The organism is Shewanella sp. 125m-1, assembly GCF_052977065.1.
On record NZ_JBRILT010000070.1, the window covers coordinates 1 to 16,629 of the forward strand.

17 protein-coding genes are annotated in these 16,629 nt (G+C 47.2%); 4 read left to right on the plus strand and 13 right to left on the minus strand.

The features are described 5' to 3' along the window. Positions 1-382: 382 nt before the first annotated feature. The 3 genes from ACVBIK_RS19935 to ACVBIK_RS19945 form a co-directional block, all read right to left on the minus strand. Entirely contained in the window at positions 383-1,597 is a 1,215-nt protein-coding gene (locus ACVBIK_RS19935) for a 4Fe-4S binding protein (protein ID WP_447158896.1), read from the minus strand. 183 nt (positions 1,598-1,780) lie between these two features. Next, entirely contained in the window at positions 1,781-2,428 is a 648-nt protein-coding gene (locus ACVBIK_RS19940) for a DUF2959 domain-containing protein (protein WP_447158895.1), read from the minus strand. A gap of 26 nt (positions 2,429-2,454) precedes the next feature. Then, positions 2,455-2,676, minus strand: coding sequence for a hypothetical protein (locus ACVBIK_RS19945; protein WP_447158894.1), 222 nt, complete (start codon positions 2,674-2,676; stop codon positions 2,455-2,457). A gap of 121 nt (positions 2,677-2,797) precedes the next feature. Between ACVBIK_RS19945 and ACVBIK_RS19950 the strand changes: the two genes are divergently transcribed. The 4 genes from ACVBIK_RS19950 (at position 2,798) to dtd (ending at position 6,264) form a co-directional block, all read left to right on the plus strand. Next, positions 2,798-3,781, plus strand: coding sequence for a virulence factor BrkB family protein (locus tag ACVBIK_RS19950; protein ID WP_447170360.1), 984 nt, complete (start codon positions 2,798-2,800; stop codon positions 3,779-3,781). Beyond that, positions 3,781-4,716, plus strand: coding sequence for an alpha/beta fold hydrolase (locus tag ACVBIK_RS19955; protein WP_447170361.1), 936 nt, complete (start codon positions 3,781-3,783; stop codon positions 4,714-4,716). The genes ACVBIK_RS19950 and ACVBIK_RS19955 overlap by 1 nt, the downstream gene beginning before the upstream one ends. Positions 4,717-4,734: 18 nt before the next feature. Continuing rightward, positions 4,735-5,322, plus strand: coding sequence for a hypothetical protein (locus tag ACVBIK_RS19960; protein ID WP_447170362.1), 588 nt, complete (start codon positions 4,735-4,737; stop codon positions 5,320-5,322). Positions 5,323-5,826: 504 nt separating this feature from the next. After that, positions 5,827-6,264, plus strand: a complete 438-nt coding sequence (gene dtd, locus ACVBIK_RS19965) for a D-aminoacyl-tRNA deacylase (protein WP_447161796.1) — start codon at positions 5,827-5,829, stop codon at positions 6,262-6,264. Here dtd and ACVBIK_RS19970 read toward each other — a convergent pair. From ACVBIK_RS19970 to ACVBIK_RS20015, 10 genes are all read right to left on the minus strand, one after another. After that, positions 6,261-6,587 (minus strand): rhodanese-like domain-containing protein, encoded by a 327-nt coding sequence (locus ACVBIK_RS19970; protein WP_447161795.1) that lies wholly within the window; start codon positions 6,585-6,587, stop codon positions 6,261-6,263. The two genes, dtd and ACVBIK_RS19970, sit on opposite strands and share 4 nt — an antisense overlap. Positions 6,588-7,064: 477 nt before the next feature. Next, positions 7,065-8,312, minus strand: a complete 1,248-nt coding sequence (locus ACVBIK_RS19975; protein ID WP_447163489.1) for a beta-ketoacyl-ACP synthase — start codon at positions 8,310-8,312, stop codon at positions 7,065-7,067. Continuing rightward, the gene (locus tag ACVBIK_RS19980; RefSeq protein ID WP_447163488.1) at positions 8,309-9,034 is read right to left on the minus strand and encodes a 3-ketoacyl-ACP reductase FabG2; all 726 of its coding nucleotides are present in this window, start codon (positions 9,032-9,034) and stop codon (positions 8,309-8,311) included. Before ACVBIK_RS19980 ends, ACVBIK_RS19975 begins: the two co-directional genes overlap by 4 nt. 138 nt (positions 9,035-9,172) lie before the next feature. Beyond that, positions 9,173-9,649, minus strand: a complete 477-nt coding sequence (locus ACVBIK_RS19985; protein WP_447161792.1) for an ApeP family dehydratase — start codon at positions 9,647-9,649, stop codon at positions 9,173-9,175. After that, a complete protein-coding gene (locus ACVBIK_RS19990; RefSeq protein ID WP_447163524.1) occupies positions 9,642-10,934 on the minus strand; it encodes a beta-ketoacyl-[acyl-carrier-protein] synthase family protein in 1,293 nt (430 codons plus the stop codon). Before ACVBIK_RS19990 ends, ACVBIK_RS19985 begins: the two co-directional genes overlap by 8 nt. Before the next feature lie 34 nt (positions 10,935-10,968). Beyond that, positions 10,969-11,631 (minus strand): DUF3261 domain-containing protein, encoded by a 663-nt coding sequence (locus tag ACVBIK_RS19995; RefSeq protein ID WP_447170363.1) that lies wholly within the window; start codon positions 11,629-11,631, stop codon positions 10,969-10,971. Further along, positions 11,619-12,929, minus strand: coding sequence for an NAD(P)/FAD-dependent oxidoreductase (locus tag ACVBIK_RS20000; RefSeq protein WP_447170364.1), 1,311 nt, complete (start codon positions 12,927-12,929; stop codon positions 11,619-11,621). The genes ACVBIK_RS19995 and ACVBIK_RS20000 overlap by 13 nt, the downstream gene beginning before the upstream one ends. Beyond that, positions 12,919-15,342, minus strand: coding sequence for an MMPL family transporter (locus ACVBIK_RS20005; protein ID WP_447170365.1), 2,424 nt, complete (start codon positions 15,340-15,342; stop codon positions 12,919-12,921). The genes ACVBIK_RS20000 and ACVBIK_RS20005 overlap by 11 nt, the downstream gene beginning before the upstream one ends. Then, positions 15,342-16,076, minus strand: a complete 735-nt coding sequence (locus ACVBIK_RS20010) for an outer membrane lipoprotein carrier protein LolA (RefSeq protein ID WP_447161788.1) — start codon at positions 16,074-16,076, stop codon at positions 15,342-15,344. The genes ACVBIK_RS20005 and ACVBIK_RS20010 overlap by 1 nt, the downstream gene beginning before the upstream one ends. Then, a complete protein-coding gene (locus ACVBIK_RS20015; protein ID WP_447161787.1) occupies positions 16,073-16,525 on the minus strand; it encodes an acyl-CoA thioesterase in 453 nt (150 codons plus the stop codon). The genes ACVBIK_RS20010 and ACVBIK_RS20015 overlap by 4 nt, the downstream gene beginning before the upstream one ends. Positions 16,526-16,629 lie beyond the last annotated feature (104 nt).

Genomic DNA, 16,629 nt, shown 5'->3' on the forward strand with positions numbered 1-16,629 from the left:
CGGCTTTCTGTAGGTCGGCATTTATGCCGACAAATTCTTTATAAAAACCAAGCTCGATGGGCTAAAGCCCAACCTACTGAAAAATATACTTTCCCATCTTAGCTTTAAAACAAGGTACGAGGTTCTAGGACGCTGAGCTTCGAGGACGGGCTGCGCCCTGCTAGGAACAGCAAAAGAAAAAACTGTACCAGCGTCTTTGTTAGCTTTTCGGCTTTCTGTAGGTCGGCATTTATGCCGACAAATTCTTTATAAAAACCAAGCTCGATGGGCTAAAGCCCAACCTACAGAAAAATATGCTTTTCCGTCTTGGCTTTCCCTAGGCCGAAGGCCGTTCGTCTTAGCTCTTTCTAGGGCCTAGGACCTTCTTTCCTAGCACCTTCCGTTAATGCCCAATCCTATCTAAATGCTGGATCAAGTACATGCGCGCTTCAACTGGCGTTTCGCTGTGCCAGAACCCGCCTAAATAAGCGATGAGTGGCAATAGAAACATGATGGTGAGTAGCATGATGGATAGACCACGGGCTGACAGCTTCCAGCCATTACGGGTACTAAATTGCAGCGCCTCTTTCTTAGGGCAAGCGGATACGCAGCGCATGCAGGCTTGGCATTCGTCTGAGCGAATATTGATTTGGCTATGCACCGAAATATTAGCAGGGCAAGCGCGGCTACACTTATCGCAACTCATGCCTTTGGTGTCGATTAAGCAATGCTGAGTGTTACGGCGAATTTTAAAGGGACTTAAGAAGCTTAATAGCCCTAATAGTGCGCCATAAGGGCAGATGTAGCGGCAAAAACCTTGTCTACGCCACGCTGCGAGGCCCAAAATAAAGCCGAAACAGATTAAGGTAACGAGCCCTGGTGTGATAAAAAATAGCGCCATCTTGAGATCGGCAATCTTGTGGTAGTTACTGTTTAAGTAGCTCGGAATACTCTGGCTCGGCATGCCAATAATGATATATAACAAGGCCAGTAGCAGCAGGTATTTGACCATGCGTAATGGCCAATCTATCCAGGCTGGTGGCAATAGCTCCTGCTTAACAAAACGCTTTCTAAGTTTATAGAGGTACTCTCCAGCTAATCCAAGGGGGCAGGCCCAGCCGCAAAAGGCGCGTTTACACAGCAGGCCAGTGAGTAAAACCACTGTGAGCATAACGGCTGCGGCGGGGTGGTTTTGGTCCCAAATACCTAGGCTTAAAATTGCTTTGATTTCGATACCACCGGCAATCGGTAAGAAAGCATCACCCACATCAGGTCGCATTAGCCAAGGCGTGATCCCCGACTTTAACAATGCAGCATTAACGGCAAACTGCGCGCCAACTAGCAACATGGATAAGGCAAGCAGGTGTTGCACGCCTTCTCTTAGGTTGTTGGCCCTGATATGCCCCTTGGCGACCTCAGGCTGGAATTTTGTAACTAAGCCTGTGATAACAACGGCAATGGCCAATGCAGCGATGAGTGGCCAATACAGGCTGGAAATAATGGCTCCTGCCGCTAGCATGCCTGATGCTAGCGCGCCCCACTTCTTGCCACTCCAATAGATAAGACTGACGCTGTAGGTTAGTGCTAAGGCAAGGGTTAAGGATTCGATGAAGCTCATAAATAATATCGGCAATAATATGATTGATACTATTGTGAAACTTTTTATAAAGAGAAGTTCTTAATTGGTTTGTAGCTTGTGGGGAAGATCTAAGTTTTGTAAGTAGAGTGTCGAAAAAACCGCACTAGTTCACAAGTTTGGTTCCTAAGTCTTTAGGCTTAGGAACCACACTTTAGTCACAGCTTATTTGCTTTCTAATGAAGCAATAAACTTATTCGACTCGTCGATAGACGTATTCATCTCTTTAATTAAGCCTGAGATATCTGTCTGTAGACTGGCGAACTCACCTTTGATCGCACCAATGGCTTGTGCATTTAGGTTATGCTTTAAATACAACATGTTGTCTTTCATTGCGACCAGCACTGGCTCCATTTTACTTTCGGCGCGGCGCATGCTTTTAACCAGCTGATTATATGAGCGGCGAGTCTCTTTTAACTTTGACTCACTGTTACGTCGCAGACTGGCTTTGCTGATCTCGCCAATCTCGGTTTGCCATTCATCAAATAGCGCCTCAGCAACATCTTCTACCTTGTCGATGCGATTGGTAACATCATCAGCCGCATCTTGAGCAGACTCATATTCGTCTTTAGCCTTATTGTAAGCCCCCTCTAAGTCACCACCGTCATGATTAAGCAGCGCCTGCATCTCTTCGAGTGCAGAGCTAAATTGCTCCTGTGCCTCAACCTGAGACTCTTTGGCATCTTCTACGCGGTCAACCATGATATCGCGCTTGTGATAACCTACTTTCTCCATTGCACCATAATAGGCGCTCTGGCAGCCACCAAGTAGCAAGCTAGTGCTAATAATGGCCGTGGTGATTAGTTTTTTCATCTTGTGTGTTTCCCAAGTTAGGTTAGTTACTCTGAGCGATATCTTGCTGCGTCGATAATGCTCCATAGGTGAGCAATGCCACCAATGATGGCTGGAAAAATTAGCCACCACATGGCATAACCGACAACGGCAACAACACAAAAAATCAGTGCGGCCAAAATACGCCCTTGAACTAACTGTCCAAGACCTGGGAAAAAAAAGCTCGCAATTGCGGCAATAACATTGCCAGCAGATCCTTGTTGAGACATCAATTCAATCCTTATGCTTGTAAAGAGAAGGTTATAAGCTTTATTGTACCAAGATAATGATTCGCAGATCATTTATCCTCTAATAGATTAAGACCAACTTTAACAGAATCAAGAGTAACACGTGAAAAATAAGATAGTGATAAATCAGCTACGTTCTTTTTTACTGAGTATTTGGGCATTTTTTTTGCACCTACTTAGTCGTTTTAAAGAAGACCAGGTCAATATCAAGGCTGGCCATTTGGCCTATGTCACCCTATTGTCATTGGTGCCTATTGTGGCGGTCATGTTTTCTATGTTGTCGGCGTTTCCAGTCTTTTCTGGCATTCGAGAACAGCTAGAAGGTTTTGTTTACGACAACTTTCTGCCAGCAGCAGGCGATACGGTGCAGCTCTATATTAATGAGTTTGTCGACAATGCCTCAAAAGGCACCACAGTGGGCGTGGCCGCCTTAGTGGTAGTAGCATTGTTGTTGATATCGGCGATTGATAAGGCGCTTAATAGTATTTGGCGTACCAAAGAAAAACGCCAAGTCGCAGTGTCTTTTTCTATGTATTGGATGGTGCTGACCTTAGGTCCGGTATTAGTTGGTGCTAGCCTTGTGGCAACTTCCTACATAGTGTCATTAAAAGTATTTAATAGTTCAGAGTTGTCGGGTGTTGTGCCATTGCTGGTAGAACGGTTGCCGATGTTGTTTTCTGTTGCGGCCTTCTTACTCTTGTACATGGTCGTGCCAAACAAGAAGGTGAAGTTTTTACACGCATTACTTGGTGCGCTCGTCGCTGCAATGCTATTTGAGCTAGGCAAGAAAGGCTTCGCATACTACGTGACCCAATTTCCAAGCTATGAGGCGATTTACGGTGCCTTGGCAACGATCCCGATCTTGTTTGTTTGGGTCTACGTCTCTTGGGTGATCGTACTGGTTGGCGCCGAGATCACTGCAGGCCTACCTGAGTATTTACAGGAGTGTAAACTTAGCCGTGAAAAGCTGTTGGCAGAAGCAGAAGCAGAAGCAGAAGCAGAAGCAGAAGAAACAGAAATTGAAAGTCCCACTATAGACCCCAAATCTGCCAAACATGAGACCCAAGATAAGGAAACCAGGAGTTAATGCTCAATGCGCGACCTAAAGCGCTTAGTCAAACCTTGTTAGATGTCGGTGATGGGCATCAGCTATATGTGGCGCAGTATGGAAATCCCAATGGGCTTGCTGTGTTGTATCTACATGGTGGGCCAGGAGCGGGGTGCAGCACTGAAGATTTAACCTTATTCGATTTATCGATTTACCATGTCATTTTACTCGATCAGCGTGGAGCTGGGCGTTCGCGTCCTCGTGGAGAGCTTCAGCATAATAACTTTCACAAGCTACTGGCCGATATTGAGCAAGTACGTTGTTGGCTCAATATTCAGCAATGGAGGTTGGCTGGCGGATCATTTGGTGCAACCTTAGCCCTGTTATATTCGGCTTGTTATCCCAGTCGAGTGATCTCACAAGTACTATGGGGGCTGTTTATTCCTAACCCTGCAGGTATTGAATGGCTGTATGGTGACAGTGGTGCGGCGCGATTGTTTAAAGATGATTACCGTGCTTTTACTAAGGGCGTAGACAAGCGGCCAGAGTTAAGTGAGTTATTTACTCATTTTAGATCAAGGTTAGAGGATGACTGTGTGGATATTCGCCAAGATGCTGCTCAAGGTTGGCTTAGCTGGGAGATGGCTTTAGCCTATCCCGCCTGTATGGCGAGTGAGATAAATGCCCCCTTCAGTCAGTCTCTAGCAAGCATTGAGCTTTATTATGTAGCTAATGATTACTTTGGCGCATTTGAAAAACTCATCGTTAACTTACCCCTGATCCAGTGCCAAACATATGTCTTGCAAGGTGAAATGGATTGGGTTTGTCCTTTTAAAGTGTTACAAAATTTCTTTAAAGGCAGAACAAGTCAGTTGATTAGCGTGACTGAGATTAAAGGTGGGTATCACGCTTTGGCCGATGTTAAGATGGCAAAAGCAGTCATACACGCGATAAAGGAAATGGCCGAACAATAAAAAGGAAATATAGACTCTATGAAAAAACAGATCCTTACGGGCTTAACCATGAGCTTAATGATGGGCTTAACAGCCTGTGCTTCAACTGAACAAACTGAAGACGTTGAGGTTGAGGTTGCGGTTAGGGCCCCAGATAGTGTTGAGTTAGGGGGCTTATCAAATGAAGAAGCCACGACTAAATTGCTTGAAGCACTATTAAATAAAAGCTATTTAGCTTCACGAGCAGGCCCAGGTGGAGTCGCAGTTCAATTTGATAATACCCAATTTATTCTGCAGCCTAGTATCAACCCAGACGGTATCGATCGCATCATGATGAACCGTTTTTATGCTATCCACCCTAAATATGTGGGCAGTAAAGAGATGCTGTTGATGATTGGTTCGTTAAACCAAAAACTTAACTTTGCTAAGTTTGTTATTCGTGACCAAGGTGCAGTCATTCAGGTACAAGGCGCGGCAACCTTTGTCGACACCATTTCTATGGAAGAGATCCGTCGTTTCATCCTTTGGATTGATGAAGGGCTACGTCAAGTCGCCGAGTCATTACCTGAAGGGGCGGAAGATGTGATTAAGCCAATCCCTGTGATGCAGAATGTTCAGTCGATTTAAGTAAACAAGGTTCTAGGTTCTAGGAAAAGCAGGGAAAGCTAAGACGATAATAGCCGAACGGCCTGCGGCCTAGGGAACGTGACTACGTCACTTACGGAACGCTGCGCTTACAGAAAAGATGGCAAAGGTTGAGACGGGAAAGCGGAAAAGCATGCTCTCTTCTGTAGGTTGGGCTTTAGCCCATCAATTTTGGTTTTTGCTGTTCCTAGCAGGGCGCAGCCCGTCCTCGCAGCGCAGCGTCCTAGAACCTAGGTCCTTCTTTTAAAGCTAAGACGAACGGCCTGCGGCCTAGGGAACGTGACTACGTCACTTACGGAACGCTGCGCTTACAGAAAAGATGGCAAAGGCTGAGACGGAAAAGCATGTCTCTTTTGTAGGTTGGGCTTTAGCCCATCAATTTTGGTTTTTGCTGTTCCTAGCAGGGCGAAGCCCGTCCTCGCAGCGAAGCGTCCTAGAACCTAGGTCCTTCTTTTAATTTTTAATTTTTTATCGGAGATTGTGTACGTGATTGCCTTAATTCAACGTGTGAGTGAAGCAAAAGTTGTCGTTGATGGCGCGACTATCGGCGAGATAGATAGAGGCCTGTTGGTGTTACTCGGTGTTGAGCGTGAAGATAACATTGAGAAGATGCAAAAGTTGGCCACCAAGGTGATGAGTTACCGTGTGTTCGCCGATGAGAATGGCAAGATGAACCTCAATCTTGAGCAAGCGGGTGGCAGTCTGCTAGTCGTGTCGCAATTCACACTCGCTGCTGATACCGGCCGTGGCTTGCGCCCGAGTTTTTCAGGGGCTGGTACGCCAGATCAAGCCCGAGAACTCTATGAGGCATTTGTCGATTTCTGTAAATCAAAGGGCGTGAATACCCAGACCGGTCAGTTTGCCGCAGACATGAAAGTGTCATTAGTTAACGACGGCCCGGTAACCTTTAACCTGCAGGTCTAGCGCTTTGGCTCACAGCAGAGTAGATCTTTTAATGCCCCGCCGTTAATCACATTCTTTAATTCATTGGCTGTTAAAATATCGCAGCCCTTTTGGGCGCGAATGCCCGCTCCGCAATACAGCACAAACACTTGCTGACGATTTTCAAGCTTGTGCAGCCAAGTCTCTAAAGTATCCAGTGGCACGTTTATCGCCTGTGGCAGATGGCCGCCAGCAAACTCTTGCGGCGAGCGCACATCAATTACTGTTGCGCCGTCTTCAATTAATTGCCAGCATTGGCTGCCAGCGGGTTTGGTCGATAACTTTGAAATTTGAGTGTTTAACATATCCACCTCTCTTTATTATGCTTAAAACGAATGCTTAAAACTAATGCTGATATTTAAACCTTTAATTAGATTAATTTCAATAAGTTTTTTCTAATACTTGGTTTGTGATGGTTAACGATTTATGGCTAGAGCAGGGAAACTAACGATGAAAATCAGCTATACAAAGGACCTAGGTTCTAGGATGCTGCGCTTTAAAACAAGGACCTAGGTTCTAAACGCTGCGCTGCGAGGGCGGGCTAAAGCCCTGCTAGGAAAAGCCAAAGCCAAAAGAACCACCTTTGCCATTTCTTAGTTTTAAAACAAGGTACGAGATCCTAGGGCGCTGCGAGGACGGGCTACGCCCTACTAGGAACAGCCAAAGCAAACGTCTTTGTTAGCTTTTCCCATCTTTTTCGCAAGGCCGTAGGCCGTTCGTCTTTGCTTTAAAGACCTTAGAACCTGCTTTCCCTAGGCCCTAGTACCTTCTATTCCTAGAACCTATCCCTTAAAACGCTTAAAGATCAGCGAAGTATTGATGCCACCAAAGGCGAAGTTATTACTCATCACGTAATCTGTTTCAAGATGGCGAATGTCATCTCTAATGTAATCTAGCTCGCCGCACTCAGGGTCGATATCTGTCAGGTTTAGCGTCGGTGCAAACCAGCCCTCGTTCATCATCTCTATGCTCACCCAAGCTTCTAACGCGCCGCAAGCACCCAGTGTATGGCCGGTATAACTTTTAAGTGATGAGATAGGCTGCTTCGCGCCAAACACCGCATGAGTGGCTTGTGTTTCAGCAATATCGCCACGATCGGTAGCGGTGCCGTGAGCATTGACATAACCAATGCTCTCAGCTTCGATGGCGGCATCTTTAAGCGCTAAACGGATAGCCGTTTCCATGGTGCCAGCATTAGGCTGAGTCACGTGCAATCCATCAGAGTTGGTGCCAAAGCCCACGATTTCGGCGTAGATTTTTGCGCCGCGAGCCTTAGCATGCTCAAGCTCTTCAAGCACTAAAGTACAGGCGCCTTCGCCTATTACAAGGCCGTCTCGTCCTTTATCGAACGGTCGCGGCGTCTCGGTTGGAGTTTCATTTTTTGTACTGGTTGCAAATAGCGTGTCGAAGACGACGGCTTCTGTCGGGCAAAGCTCTTCACCGCCGCCAGCAAGCATCAGATCTTGTTGGCCATATTTAATCGCTTCATAGGCATAACCAATACCTTGGCTGCCAGAGGTACAGGCGCTGCTGGTGGTGTGCACGCGGCCTTTGAGGCCAAAGAATACGCCGACGTTTACCGCTGTTGTGTGTGCCATCATGCGGATATAGCTAGTGGCCGTTACGCCAGACATATCGCCATCTTTTAGCATATCTCCGAACGCGATGATTGGATCGGTACTGCCCGTCGATGAACCATAAGCGATGCCCATAGCGCCAGAGATAATGACAGGATCATTAAGTAAGTTTGCATCAATCAGTGCAAGTTCACTGGCGCGAGTGGCCATTATCGATACCCGTCCCATAGAGCGGATCATTTTACGCTTGTAGTGGCTTGGCACTTCAAAGTCAGTGATCGGTGCGGCCAAGCGGGTATGCAGATCTTCAAATCTGTCCCATTCGTCCATACGTACCACACAATTTTTCTGCGCTTTTAAGCTCATGGCAATACTCGGCCAGTCATGGCCTAGCGCCGAAATGCCGCCAATACCTGTGATCACGACGCGGCGTGGAAAAGCTGGCCGGCTCATATCATGCCTCCGTTGACCGAAATCACCTGGCGAGTCACGTAGGCCGCCTCATCAGACATTAAATAGTTCGCAAGCCCTGCAATCTCTGCAGGTTTTCCCATACGGCGCATCGGTACTAGGTTGTTGACCATCTCTTTTGGAATGTCGCTGACCATGTCAGTTTCGATTAAACCGGGAGCGATGCAGTTGACGGTAATTTTTCGTTTAGCGAGCTCGAGTGACAACGCTTTAGTTGCGCCGATAATGCCCGCTTTTGAGGCGCTATAGTTTACCTGGCCGCGATTGCCCGCAATGCCAGATACTGACGCTAGGGTGATGATACGTCCGCCTTGACGGCTTTGTACCATCGGCATCACCGTTGGATGAATAACATTGTAGAACCCATCGAGATTGGTATGCACTACGCTGTCCCACTCCGATTCTGTCATTGCAGGAAAAGCGGTGTCGGCATTAATGCCTGCATTGAGGATTACGCCATAATAAGCACCGTGCTGCTCGATATCTTGCTCGATAGCCTGCTTAACCGCGGCTCTGTCGGCGATATCAAACTGCAAACAGCTGACCTTAATGCCCTGTTGTTCAAGCTCAGACTTGGTGGTCTCGGCTGCTGCTTGGTTGCTGTGAAAATGCATCGCGATATCAAAGCCTGAGCGGGCAAGTCTTAGGGCGATCGCTTTACCTATTCCGCGGCTTGAACCTGTGATTAATACTCGTTTTGTCATCTTGCTACTCCCTGCGCCGTCGTCTTATTGTGTGTCACATACTTAATGTGTGGGCGAACAGCGGCTGTACTTTGTATTTAGTGTCGGTGTCGTATTTACTGTCATATTCAGTGTTGTATTGACTCAGCCACATGAGGTTCAGTGCGTCGACTCGGCAATATAGGCCTGAGTATCCTGAGGTTGAAACACGTTGACGTTGGCTTCTGCGACAACCACTTGCTTATGTAAGATTTGGCAATCAAAAACCGCTAGTCCTGACTCTTCTTGATATAGACGAGTAACACGTGTTTGGTAACTTTGCCCCGCATCAAACTGAGAGATATGCATCTTAAGCTTACGGCTACCGAGCAGGAATCCTACGCGAATGATGTCGTCACGCAGATGGGCCTCAACCCCCGCTAAAGCGGCAATACTTTGGGCCATATACTCAATGCCGACATAGTTGGGCACGCCATTCAAGTGGCTATCGAAATAGGGACTATTTGCTGAAATATCCGTTTGTGTTAACAAGCTATCATGGCTGTGATTCAGCAGCTGGTTGATTAAGATCATCGGCTGACGATGGGGGATGAACTCCGCGACATCGAGATCTGCAAGTTTTGTAGCATCAAACATCTTGATTTATCTCTGTTGAATCTTTGCCTAATGAGCCTGTATTTAATGGCTCGGGTGCCTGGCCCGCGAGTGAGTGGCTTGGTGCCACACGACTGAAGATCAGGCTGGCATTACTGCCACCAAAGGCAAATGAATTACTCATTACATGGCTTATATTGCTCTGCATACCTTTGCTTACCAGAGGTAGCGCTGGATCATTTGGATCTTGTTGCTTATCCCACACCTGTGGCGGTAAATATTGCTGCTTATTGTAATCACTGAGCAGCAGATAACAAAATGCGGCTTCAATTGCGCCCGCCGCCCCTAAGGTGTGTCCGGTAAGGGGCTTGGTAGAGCTTGCTGCAGGCAAGGCTTGGCCAAAGACCTGATGCACAGCACGGCTTTCCATGGCGTCATTTTTCGGCGTTGCGGTGCCATGTAAGTTGAGGTAATTAATCTGTTCTGGCCCAAGGCTTGCCATGATTAATGCCGCTTGCATCGCAGCTATTGCACCGCGGCCTTCAGGATGTGGCGCCGAGATATGGTGAGCATCGCTAGACTCGCCAATGCCGCTGACTATGATAGCCGTATTGTCTTGTGATATTTTTTCTAGCGTTGCCTTCTCTAGCGTAAAGAGCGCTCCGCCTTCACCGATATTAATACCATCGCGATTAGCGCTAAAAGGTTGGCAGTGTCCGCTAGAAATAGACTCCAGTGAATAAAATCCATTAAGTGTGAGCTTACAAAGGGTATCGATACCGCCGACAATGACCATGTCGCAAACATCGGCGTCGATAAGACGCTTAGCGCTGGCAAAAACCTTAGCGCTAGAAGAGCAGGCGGTAGAAACGGTAAAGCAGGGACCCGTCAACTCAAAGTAGGCTTGTAGAAATTGACTGGTATCACCTAATTCTTGCTTAGCGTAATCATAATCTTTAGGAAACTCGCCAGCACTATGGTGTTCAGCAAGGGCTGACTCGCCGGTGGCTATTCCCGATGTGCTTGTACCGATAACGATACCGATGCGCTGCCGACCATATTGTGCTTTAGCTTGGCTAACGGCTGCTTCTATCTGCCGTGCAATCAATAAGGTGAGTTGATTATTGCGAGTATCAAATCGGCGTAACTCGTCGGGGAGTTCGGGGAGCTTAATACTGACCTGGCCAACGAGCACGGGGCGCTCAAACAAGAGGTCATCTCGCCACTGCATGCCGCTGGTATTGCCAGCAACCAGGTTGTCGAGCACAGCCTGAGGTGTTTGCCCTAGAGGGGTGCATAAACCTAAATGGGTTATTGCTATTGGCATTGCTGAATTCACTTAAATTCCCACTAAATTTGGTTTATATCGGGCTGATGGCGAGCGTAAAGTTAGCCGCATCAATGCTGAGCTGAACCTGGGCCTGCCACTTGTCTTCGCTGCCCTGACTGAAATCACTATAGCGGATAGCGATTATCGGCTGTTCGGCATTAGGCGTCTGTTTAGTTTCATTTCCAGCTTCATTTTTAGCAAAAAACAGTCCACGACACAAAGCGACGTCACAGGCATAGGGGCGAATTTGGGCTCCCTGTAAATGGCGGTTTACGCTGCTGTCTGGCCAGTAAATAAGTTGCATGATGGCCAGTAGGTATTCAGCGTTAAATTGATCGCCGAGTAGCTGGCTTTGCTCACTCACAAGAGTGTAGTCATCATAGGTCAGTGTAAAAAGCGCTTGCCCTAGTGGCGCCAGACCAACCAGAGTTAATTGCTGTTGATCGAGCTCTAACTGACTTAACAGTTCATGTTGGCTAGCTTGAGTCTTGATAGTGACCTTTTGGGCAACGCTAATTGCGGGTTGAGTCGCTGTTTGCTCTGAGAGCATCCTTTGCTCAGCAACTGGCGCAAGGCAATAATTCACATCTTGCGCCAGTTCGACACAAGTTTGTCGCTGTAACGTTTGACTGCAAGCTGTGAGTAGTACAGAGCCCAGGGCGAGCAAGATGATGTGTTGGCTTAATCTTGACATAGTTCGACAACCATATTTAACCGACGTTTAGACTCGCTAACGAATGGGTTTTTTTCATCCCAAGCGTAACCAGCAAGAATAGAGCAGATCATCTGCTTGATTTTAGGATCTGGACTGTCGAAGAAGATCGCATCTTGAAAACTACAGTCATACCAAGCTTCGACATAGGTTCTAAAGGTATCGACCCCTTTCATTAACGGTTTGGCATACTCTTGCTGCCAGTCGACGTGCTCGCCATCGAGTTGTTTGCACAGGGTTGCAGCTGCCATGGAAGCTGATTGCATGGCGATCGTAACTCCAGATGAAAATACCGGATCGAGAAACTCGCCTGCATTACCGAGTAGGGCGAATTGGTCGGTAGCCAGTGTTTTCACGTTAGCCGAGTAGCCTTTGAGCAGGCCTGAATCATTGATGAGTTCGGCATTTTGTAGCAGCTTTTTCAGTCCCGGCTCTTGAGCTATCATGGTGTTAAGAACGGTATCTAAGTTGCCGCCAATACTGTTATTACTGCTGTTAATACTGTCATCAGCAAAGCCGCCAAGAGCAGCAATCAGTTGGGGCTCACCCACTACGCCCACAGAGCAACGACCATCGCTAAAAGGAATGAGCCAGTACCAGATATCCTGGTTGTCTGGATGGACACTAATAAGGATCTTATTTCGATCGAAACTCGGATCAGAAATATTGTCTCTAACATGATTAAACACAGCACTGCGGGTGGGTAAACTAGATGGTTTCTCTAAGTCCAGCAACCTGGGTAGTACTCGGCCAAAGCCGCTGGCATCGAGTACAAATTTTGCTTTGATGGTTTGTATTTGGCCTTTATCGTTGCTCACTTCAAGGCTGGGCTCAGCGCTTAAATTTATCGACTCGACCGTGTGGCCGAAACGGATAGTAACGCCCTGTTTAACCGCTTCATCAGCGAGTAACTTATCGAATGTGGCACGTTCAACCTGGAACGTGGTGCCCGGGCCTTGAGTAAACTTATCGGTAAAGTCAAACGTGGTGTATTTGTGTTGATGTCTAAATGCGGCACCATTTTTAAATTGAAACCCTGCCTGATTAACGGCTTCGAGCATATTAGCTTGTTCGATAACCTGCATGCAGCACGGCAGTAAGCTTTCACCGATAGAGAAACGTGGAAAGTGCTGCTTCTCAAGCACGAGTACTTTTTTACCTTGGGCGTGTAATAGGCTCGCAGCAATGCTACCAGATGGCCCGGCGCCAATAATGGCGACATCGACCGTTTGGGTTTCGCATCGAACCCACTCATCCTGAACTACTTTATCAGTCGACATTAACGGTCTTCCTTGTGAAATTTTGAATAAAAGGCGAAAGCAAAAAGGTAAAACTAATCCCCAGTAACAGGGTTAAGCCAAACGCGTTTATCGCTGGTGTTTGACTAAAGGCGAGCAGACCAAAGGCCAGTAAGGTTGATACCGCTGACATTAATACGGCCATCATCACGCCGCGAGTTTGCTGTTTAGACTCAGCAAAAAATAGGCTGTAATCAACACCAATACCAAAGACTAAGATCAGAGCCAGAGCATGAAACAGGGTCAGCGGATTTTGCAGCATGCCTAAGCAGGCTAGGGTTAAAAGCGCAGACAAGGCTGGTACGGCGACCACCACTGCGGCGAGTTTTCGGCCAAACCTAAAGGTGAATATGATGCCCGCCGCGATTAAGGCGATGAGCAGTAACATTAAGGTGAGCTGACGGTAATGCCCCATCACGGTCGATATGTCGCCAACCTTATCGATCAGCTGTACATGGTGCAGCTCATTAAATAACGCGGCAAATGTATCGAGCTGCTTGATGCCACCGAGTAACACGATAGCCCCGTAGCCAGTTTCGTCTAAATGATTTGTTGGTGATAACCAAAGCGGTTTAAAGCTGGCACCCGCTTGATGGCTCAAGAAATTATCGGCGCTGATAACGTCTGTTTTGGCCGTTTGGTAGGCTTTAATCAGCGCCGGTTTAATCTGGGGATCTAAGCCTAAGCTCGCAATAATCTCATCTAAGTGTTCAAGGTAGACTTGCCCTTGCAGACGATAGTTAAGCGCTTGTTCTGCTTGGCTTGGCAAGAATTTACTTAGGCTTAAATGGTTACCGATTAACTTATCTTTCTCGGCCTGTTTTAAGACGGGCTCAAGTTTCGCCAGCTGTTGTTTTACCTGCTCTTCGGTTTTGCCTGAGACTAATAGGAATTGGTTATCGGTACCGCCACTTAGTAAGGTACGAAGTTTATTTTCCTCTGCCTGAATATCACTCGGGGTGTGCTGTAACTGACGGATATCGTCATTGCTAGTTAGCTGCAATAGACCCACTAAGATAAAGGCTGTCGTGCCAAGCGTTAGCAGTAATTGCGACTTAAGGCTTTTAGGTGTGAATCGTGCCAGCATAAACTGTTGATAGCGACTGGCCACATCGAGTGCTTGGCTGGCATCTTTTAATGGCTGAGCGGCGAGAGTTGGGTAGGCGAGCACTAAGGTTAAATAAGCGCCAGTCAGCCCCGCTGCGCAGAAAACGGCGACCTGTTGCATACCGGGAAAAGGTGCTAGCCCCATGGCGCCGTAGGCGATAATACTGGTTAGCAAGGCAAGCGTGATAGCCGCAAAGATTTTTTTGATGACCTTCTCGCTACTGTCATTGGGATGGTTTAAGCGCTCGCAATAATAGTGAAAGCAATAGTCGATAGAGATGCCAATTAGACTGGTGCCAAACACTAATGTGAGTAGGTGCAGTTCACCAAACATGAGTGCTGTGGTGACCACGGCAAACAGTAAGCTGGTACTCACAGTAACCACCGCAATAGAGAGTGGCATGAAAGAGCGAAATGCTAACCACACTAGGCTTACGACCCCGATAAGCGATAACAAGCCGATGCTTGAAACCTCTTGTTTAGCATTGTCGGTCGCTGCAGCAGCATGAAATAAAGCGCCAGCCTTAATGATGTCTACATCTGCAAAATGCGATGTAACGGCATTAAAGGCGAGGTTAAGATCGCTAAGTTGTAGCTGTTGAGCGTTAGGATTAAAGGCACTGTCCTTACCTTTAGCCATCACGATGGAGGCAAAACGAGGTCGTGGAACACTCGCCGATGGCGCTATAGTGGCAACCAATACCCCCTGTTTCACGGTTAACTGTTGTGAAGGAGCAAGAGCAAGCAAAGAATCTGGATACAGGAGCAAAGGATCGCGGCTAAGCAGTTCGCTATTGGCATAGCTAAACGCATTGTATAGCTTTTCTAGTGCAGCCTGGCTCAGTTGTTGCCATTGACCTTGCTGTAAGCTTTGTTGCTGCTTGTCGGTTAATAGCTGGAATCTGTGCTTAAAATAATACTGATTAAGGGCGTCAATCTGGGCTATATCGGCACTACTGATATCAATAAATGCAGCTTGGTTTGGGCTCGTTTGTTTAAGCGTTTGCATCGCTAGCTTTGCCGCTGCGATGGCGGTGTGTTCATTATCGCTGATAAGCCCCAAATAGACGCGGTTAGCCAGCTGCTGCTCAACTTGTGTCATTGCTCTTTGGGTCATCGGGCTTTCGTTGACTTTAGGCAGCATGGCCAAAATATCACTTTGTACGCGAGCGCCGCTTTGCCAAAGGGTAAAGCCAGTTACTACGGAGACTAGGATTAATGCCAGCCACAGTATAAATCGTAACTTGGCGGTCTTTTGGCTTAATAAGGCGTTAAGGCTTGGTTTCATTATGGCTGAGCACTCTTAGACTCAGGCTCGAAACGCGATTTGTCTTGCTGACTTAGTGGGCTTTCATCCAGTGATGAAAACTCGATCTGGCTGCGATCGCCATTAGCGCTATATAGCACTAACGTTTGGATCTGTTGCTTACCAGCGAGCAGCATTTTAGGCATGGCTTTGGCAAGTAAAGGATCAAGCGGCTTAAGCCCTAACTGCCACTGCGGGTTTAGCTCATGACTAGTATCAGTTGCTGTAGTTGCACGTTTTAGGCTTAATTCAAAGTGCTGCTCAAGAGCATTAATGTCACCACTTAACAGGGCATTGAGTAGTGTCGGCATGATATCACTCATACCTCCACCCGCTTGCTGCGCGTTATTAACGCTAATATTCCCTTGGCTGTCTATCTGAATCAGCTGCTTATCTTTTAAGATCAATGTGCTAGCAAAAGGACTGTTTTGCTGCCAAATCACCCCAAGGCTTTTAGAGAAAACAAATTCGCCTTGGCTTACCAAAGGTTTTTTTAGCACCTTTAAATAACGGTATTGAGTGAACTTCCCTTTAGCGTGCTCGCTAGGAGATAGTTGTTTACTCAAGCTGAGCAAATCCGCCTTGTTTGCGGGAAATTGAAATAGCTCTGTATAGCTAGATTGGCTGTTATCAGGCTCGGCGTAGCTAGTGCTACTCACTAATGATGAGAGTAGTAAGAGGAACAGAGTGCATACTAAGCGCAATAAGTACTTCATTGGCGCAGCTCTATTTTGTTACTGGTTTCTGCTGAAATTAAATGCGCTATTTTCTGCTGAAAGACTTCTGGTGTGACAAAGCATAACTCTTGGGTCTGCATATCGACGGCGGCCTGAATGGTGTAGCCCTTAGTGATGCGCTTACCTGTTAGAGCATCAAGCACTTGATAGTTGATCTTAATGCGGTTTTCCCATTCAACCAGCGCAGCTTTGACGATGACCGTCTGCTCAAACGTACTCGATTGCACGTACTTTATCTGCACATCAACAATTGGCCAGCTAAACCCAGAGTCTTGCATAGCGCGGTAGCCGTAACCGATTTTATCCAGTAGCTTGCAGCGTACTAGCTCAAAGTAACGCAGGTAGTTACCATGCCAGGTGATCCCCATCGAGTCCACGTCGTGAAACGGGATTTCGACTTCCATCTCTGCGTGTAAAATGCCTTTCATTGGGAAACTCCAAGTGAAACTGTTCGTACAGATAAGCCATGCCAACAGTAATAGCCCATCGAGTCCACGTCGTGAAACGGGATTTCGACTTCCATCTCTGCGTG

Excerpts from the sequence above, each read along its gene's own strand:
- ACVBIK_RS19945 (WP_447158894.1), bottom strand. The coding sequence starts at position 2,676 with ATGTCTCAACAAGGATCTGCTGGCAATGTTATTGCCGCAATTGCGAGC.
- ACVBIK_RS19970 (WP_447161795.1), bottom strand. The coding sequence starts at position 6,587 with ATGTTAAACACTCAAATTTCAAAGTTATCGACCAAACCCGCTGGCAGC.
- ACVBIK_RS19935 (WP_447158896.1), bottom strand. The coding sequence starts at position 1,597 with ATGAGCTTCATCGAATCCTTAACCCTTGCCTTAGCACTAACCTACAGC.
- ACVBIK_RS19940 (WP_447158895.1), bottom strand. The coding sequence starts at position 2,428 with ATGAAAAAACTAATCACCACGGCCATTATTAGCACTAGCTTGCTACTT.
- ACVBIK_RS19985 (WP_447161792.1), bottom strand. The coding sequence starts at position 9,649 with ATGTTTGATGCTACAAAACTTGCAGATCTCGATGTCGCGGAGTTCATC.
- ACVBIK_RS20015 (WP_447161787.1), bottom strand. The coding sequence starts at position 16,525 with ATGAAAGGCATTTTACACGCAGAGATGGAAGTCGAAATCCCGTTTCAC.
- ACVBIK_RS19975 (WP_447163489.1), bottom strand. The coding sequence starts at position 8,312 with ATGAGCCGGCCAGCTTTTCCACGCCGCGTCGTGATCACAGGTATTGGC.
- ACVBIK_RS19980 (WP_447163488.1), bottom strand. The coding sequence starts at position 9,034 with ATGACAAAACGAGTATTAATCACAGGTTCAAGCCGCGGAATAGGTAAA.
- ACVBIK_RS19955 (WP_447170361.1), top strand. The coding sequence starts at position 3,781 with ATGCTCAATGCGCGACCTAAAGCGCTTAGTCAAACCTTGTTAGATGTC.
- ACVBIK_RS20010 (WP_447161788.1), bottom strand. The coding sequence starts at position 16,076 with ATGAAGTACTTATTGCGCTTAGTATGCACTCTGTTCCTCTTACTACTC.
- ACVBIK_RS20000 (WP_447170364.1), bottom strand. The coding sequence starts at position 12,929 with ATGTCGACTGATAAAGTAGTTCAGGATGAGTGGGTTCGATGCGAAACC.
- ACVBIK_RS20005 (WP_447170365.1), bottom strand. The coding sequence starts at position 15,342 with ATGAAACCAAGCCTTAACGCCTTATTAAGCCAAAAGACCGCCAAGTTA.
- ACVBIK_RS19990 (WP_447163524.1), bottom strand. The coding sequence starts at position 10,934 with ATGCCAATAGCAATAACCCATTTAGGTTTATGCACCCCTCTAGGGCAA.
- ACVBIK_RS19995 (WP_447170363.1), bottom strand. The coding sequence starts at position 11,631 with ATGTCAAGATTAAGCCAACACATCATCTTGCTCGCCCTGGGCTCTGTA.
- ACVBIK_RS19960 (WP_447170362.1), top strand. The coding sequence starts at position 4,735 with ATGAAAAAACAGATCCTTACGGGCTTAACCATGAGCTTAATGATGGGC.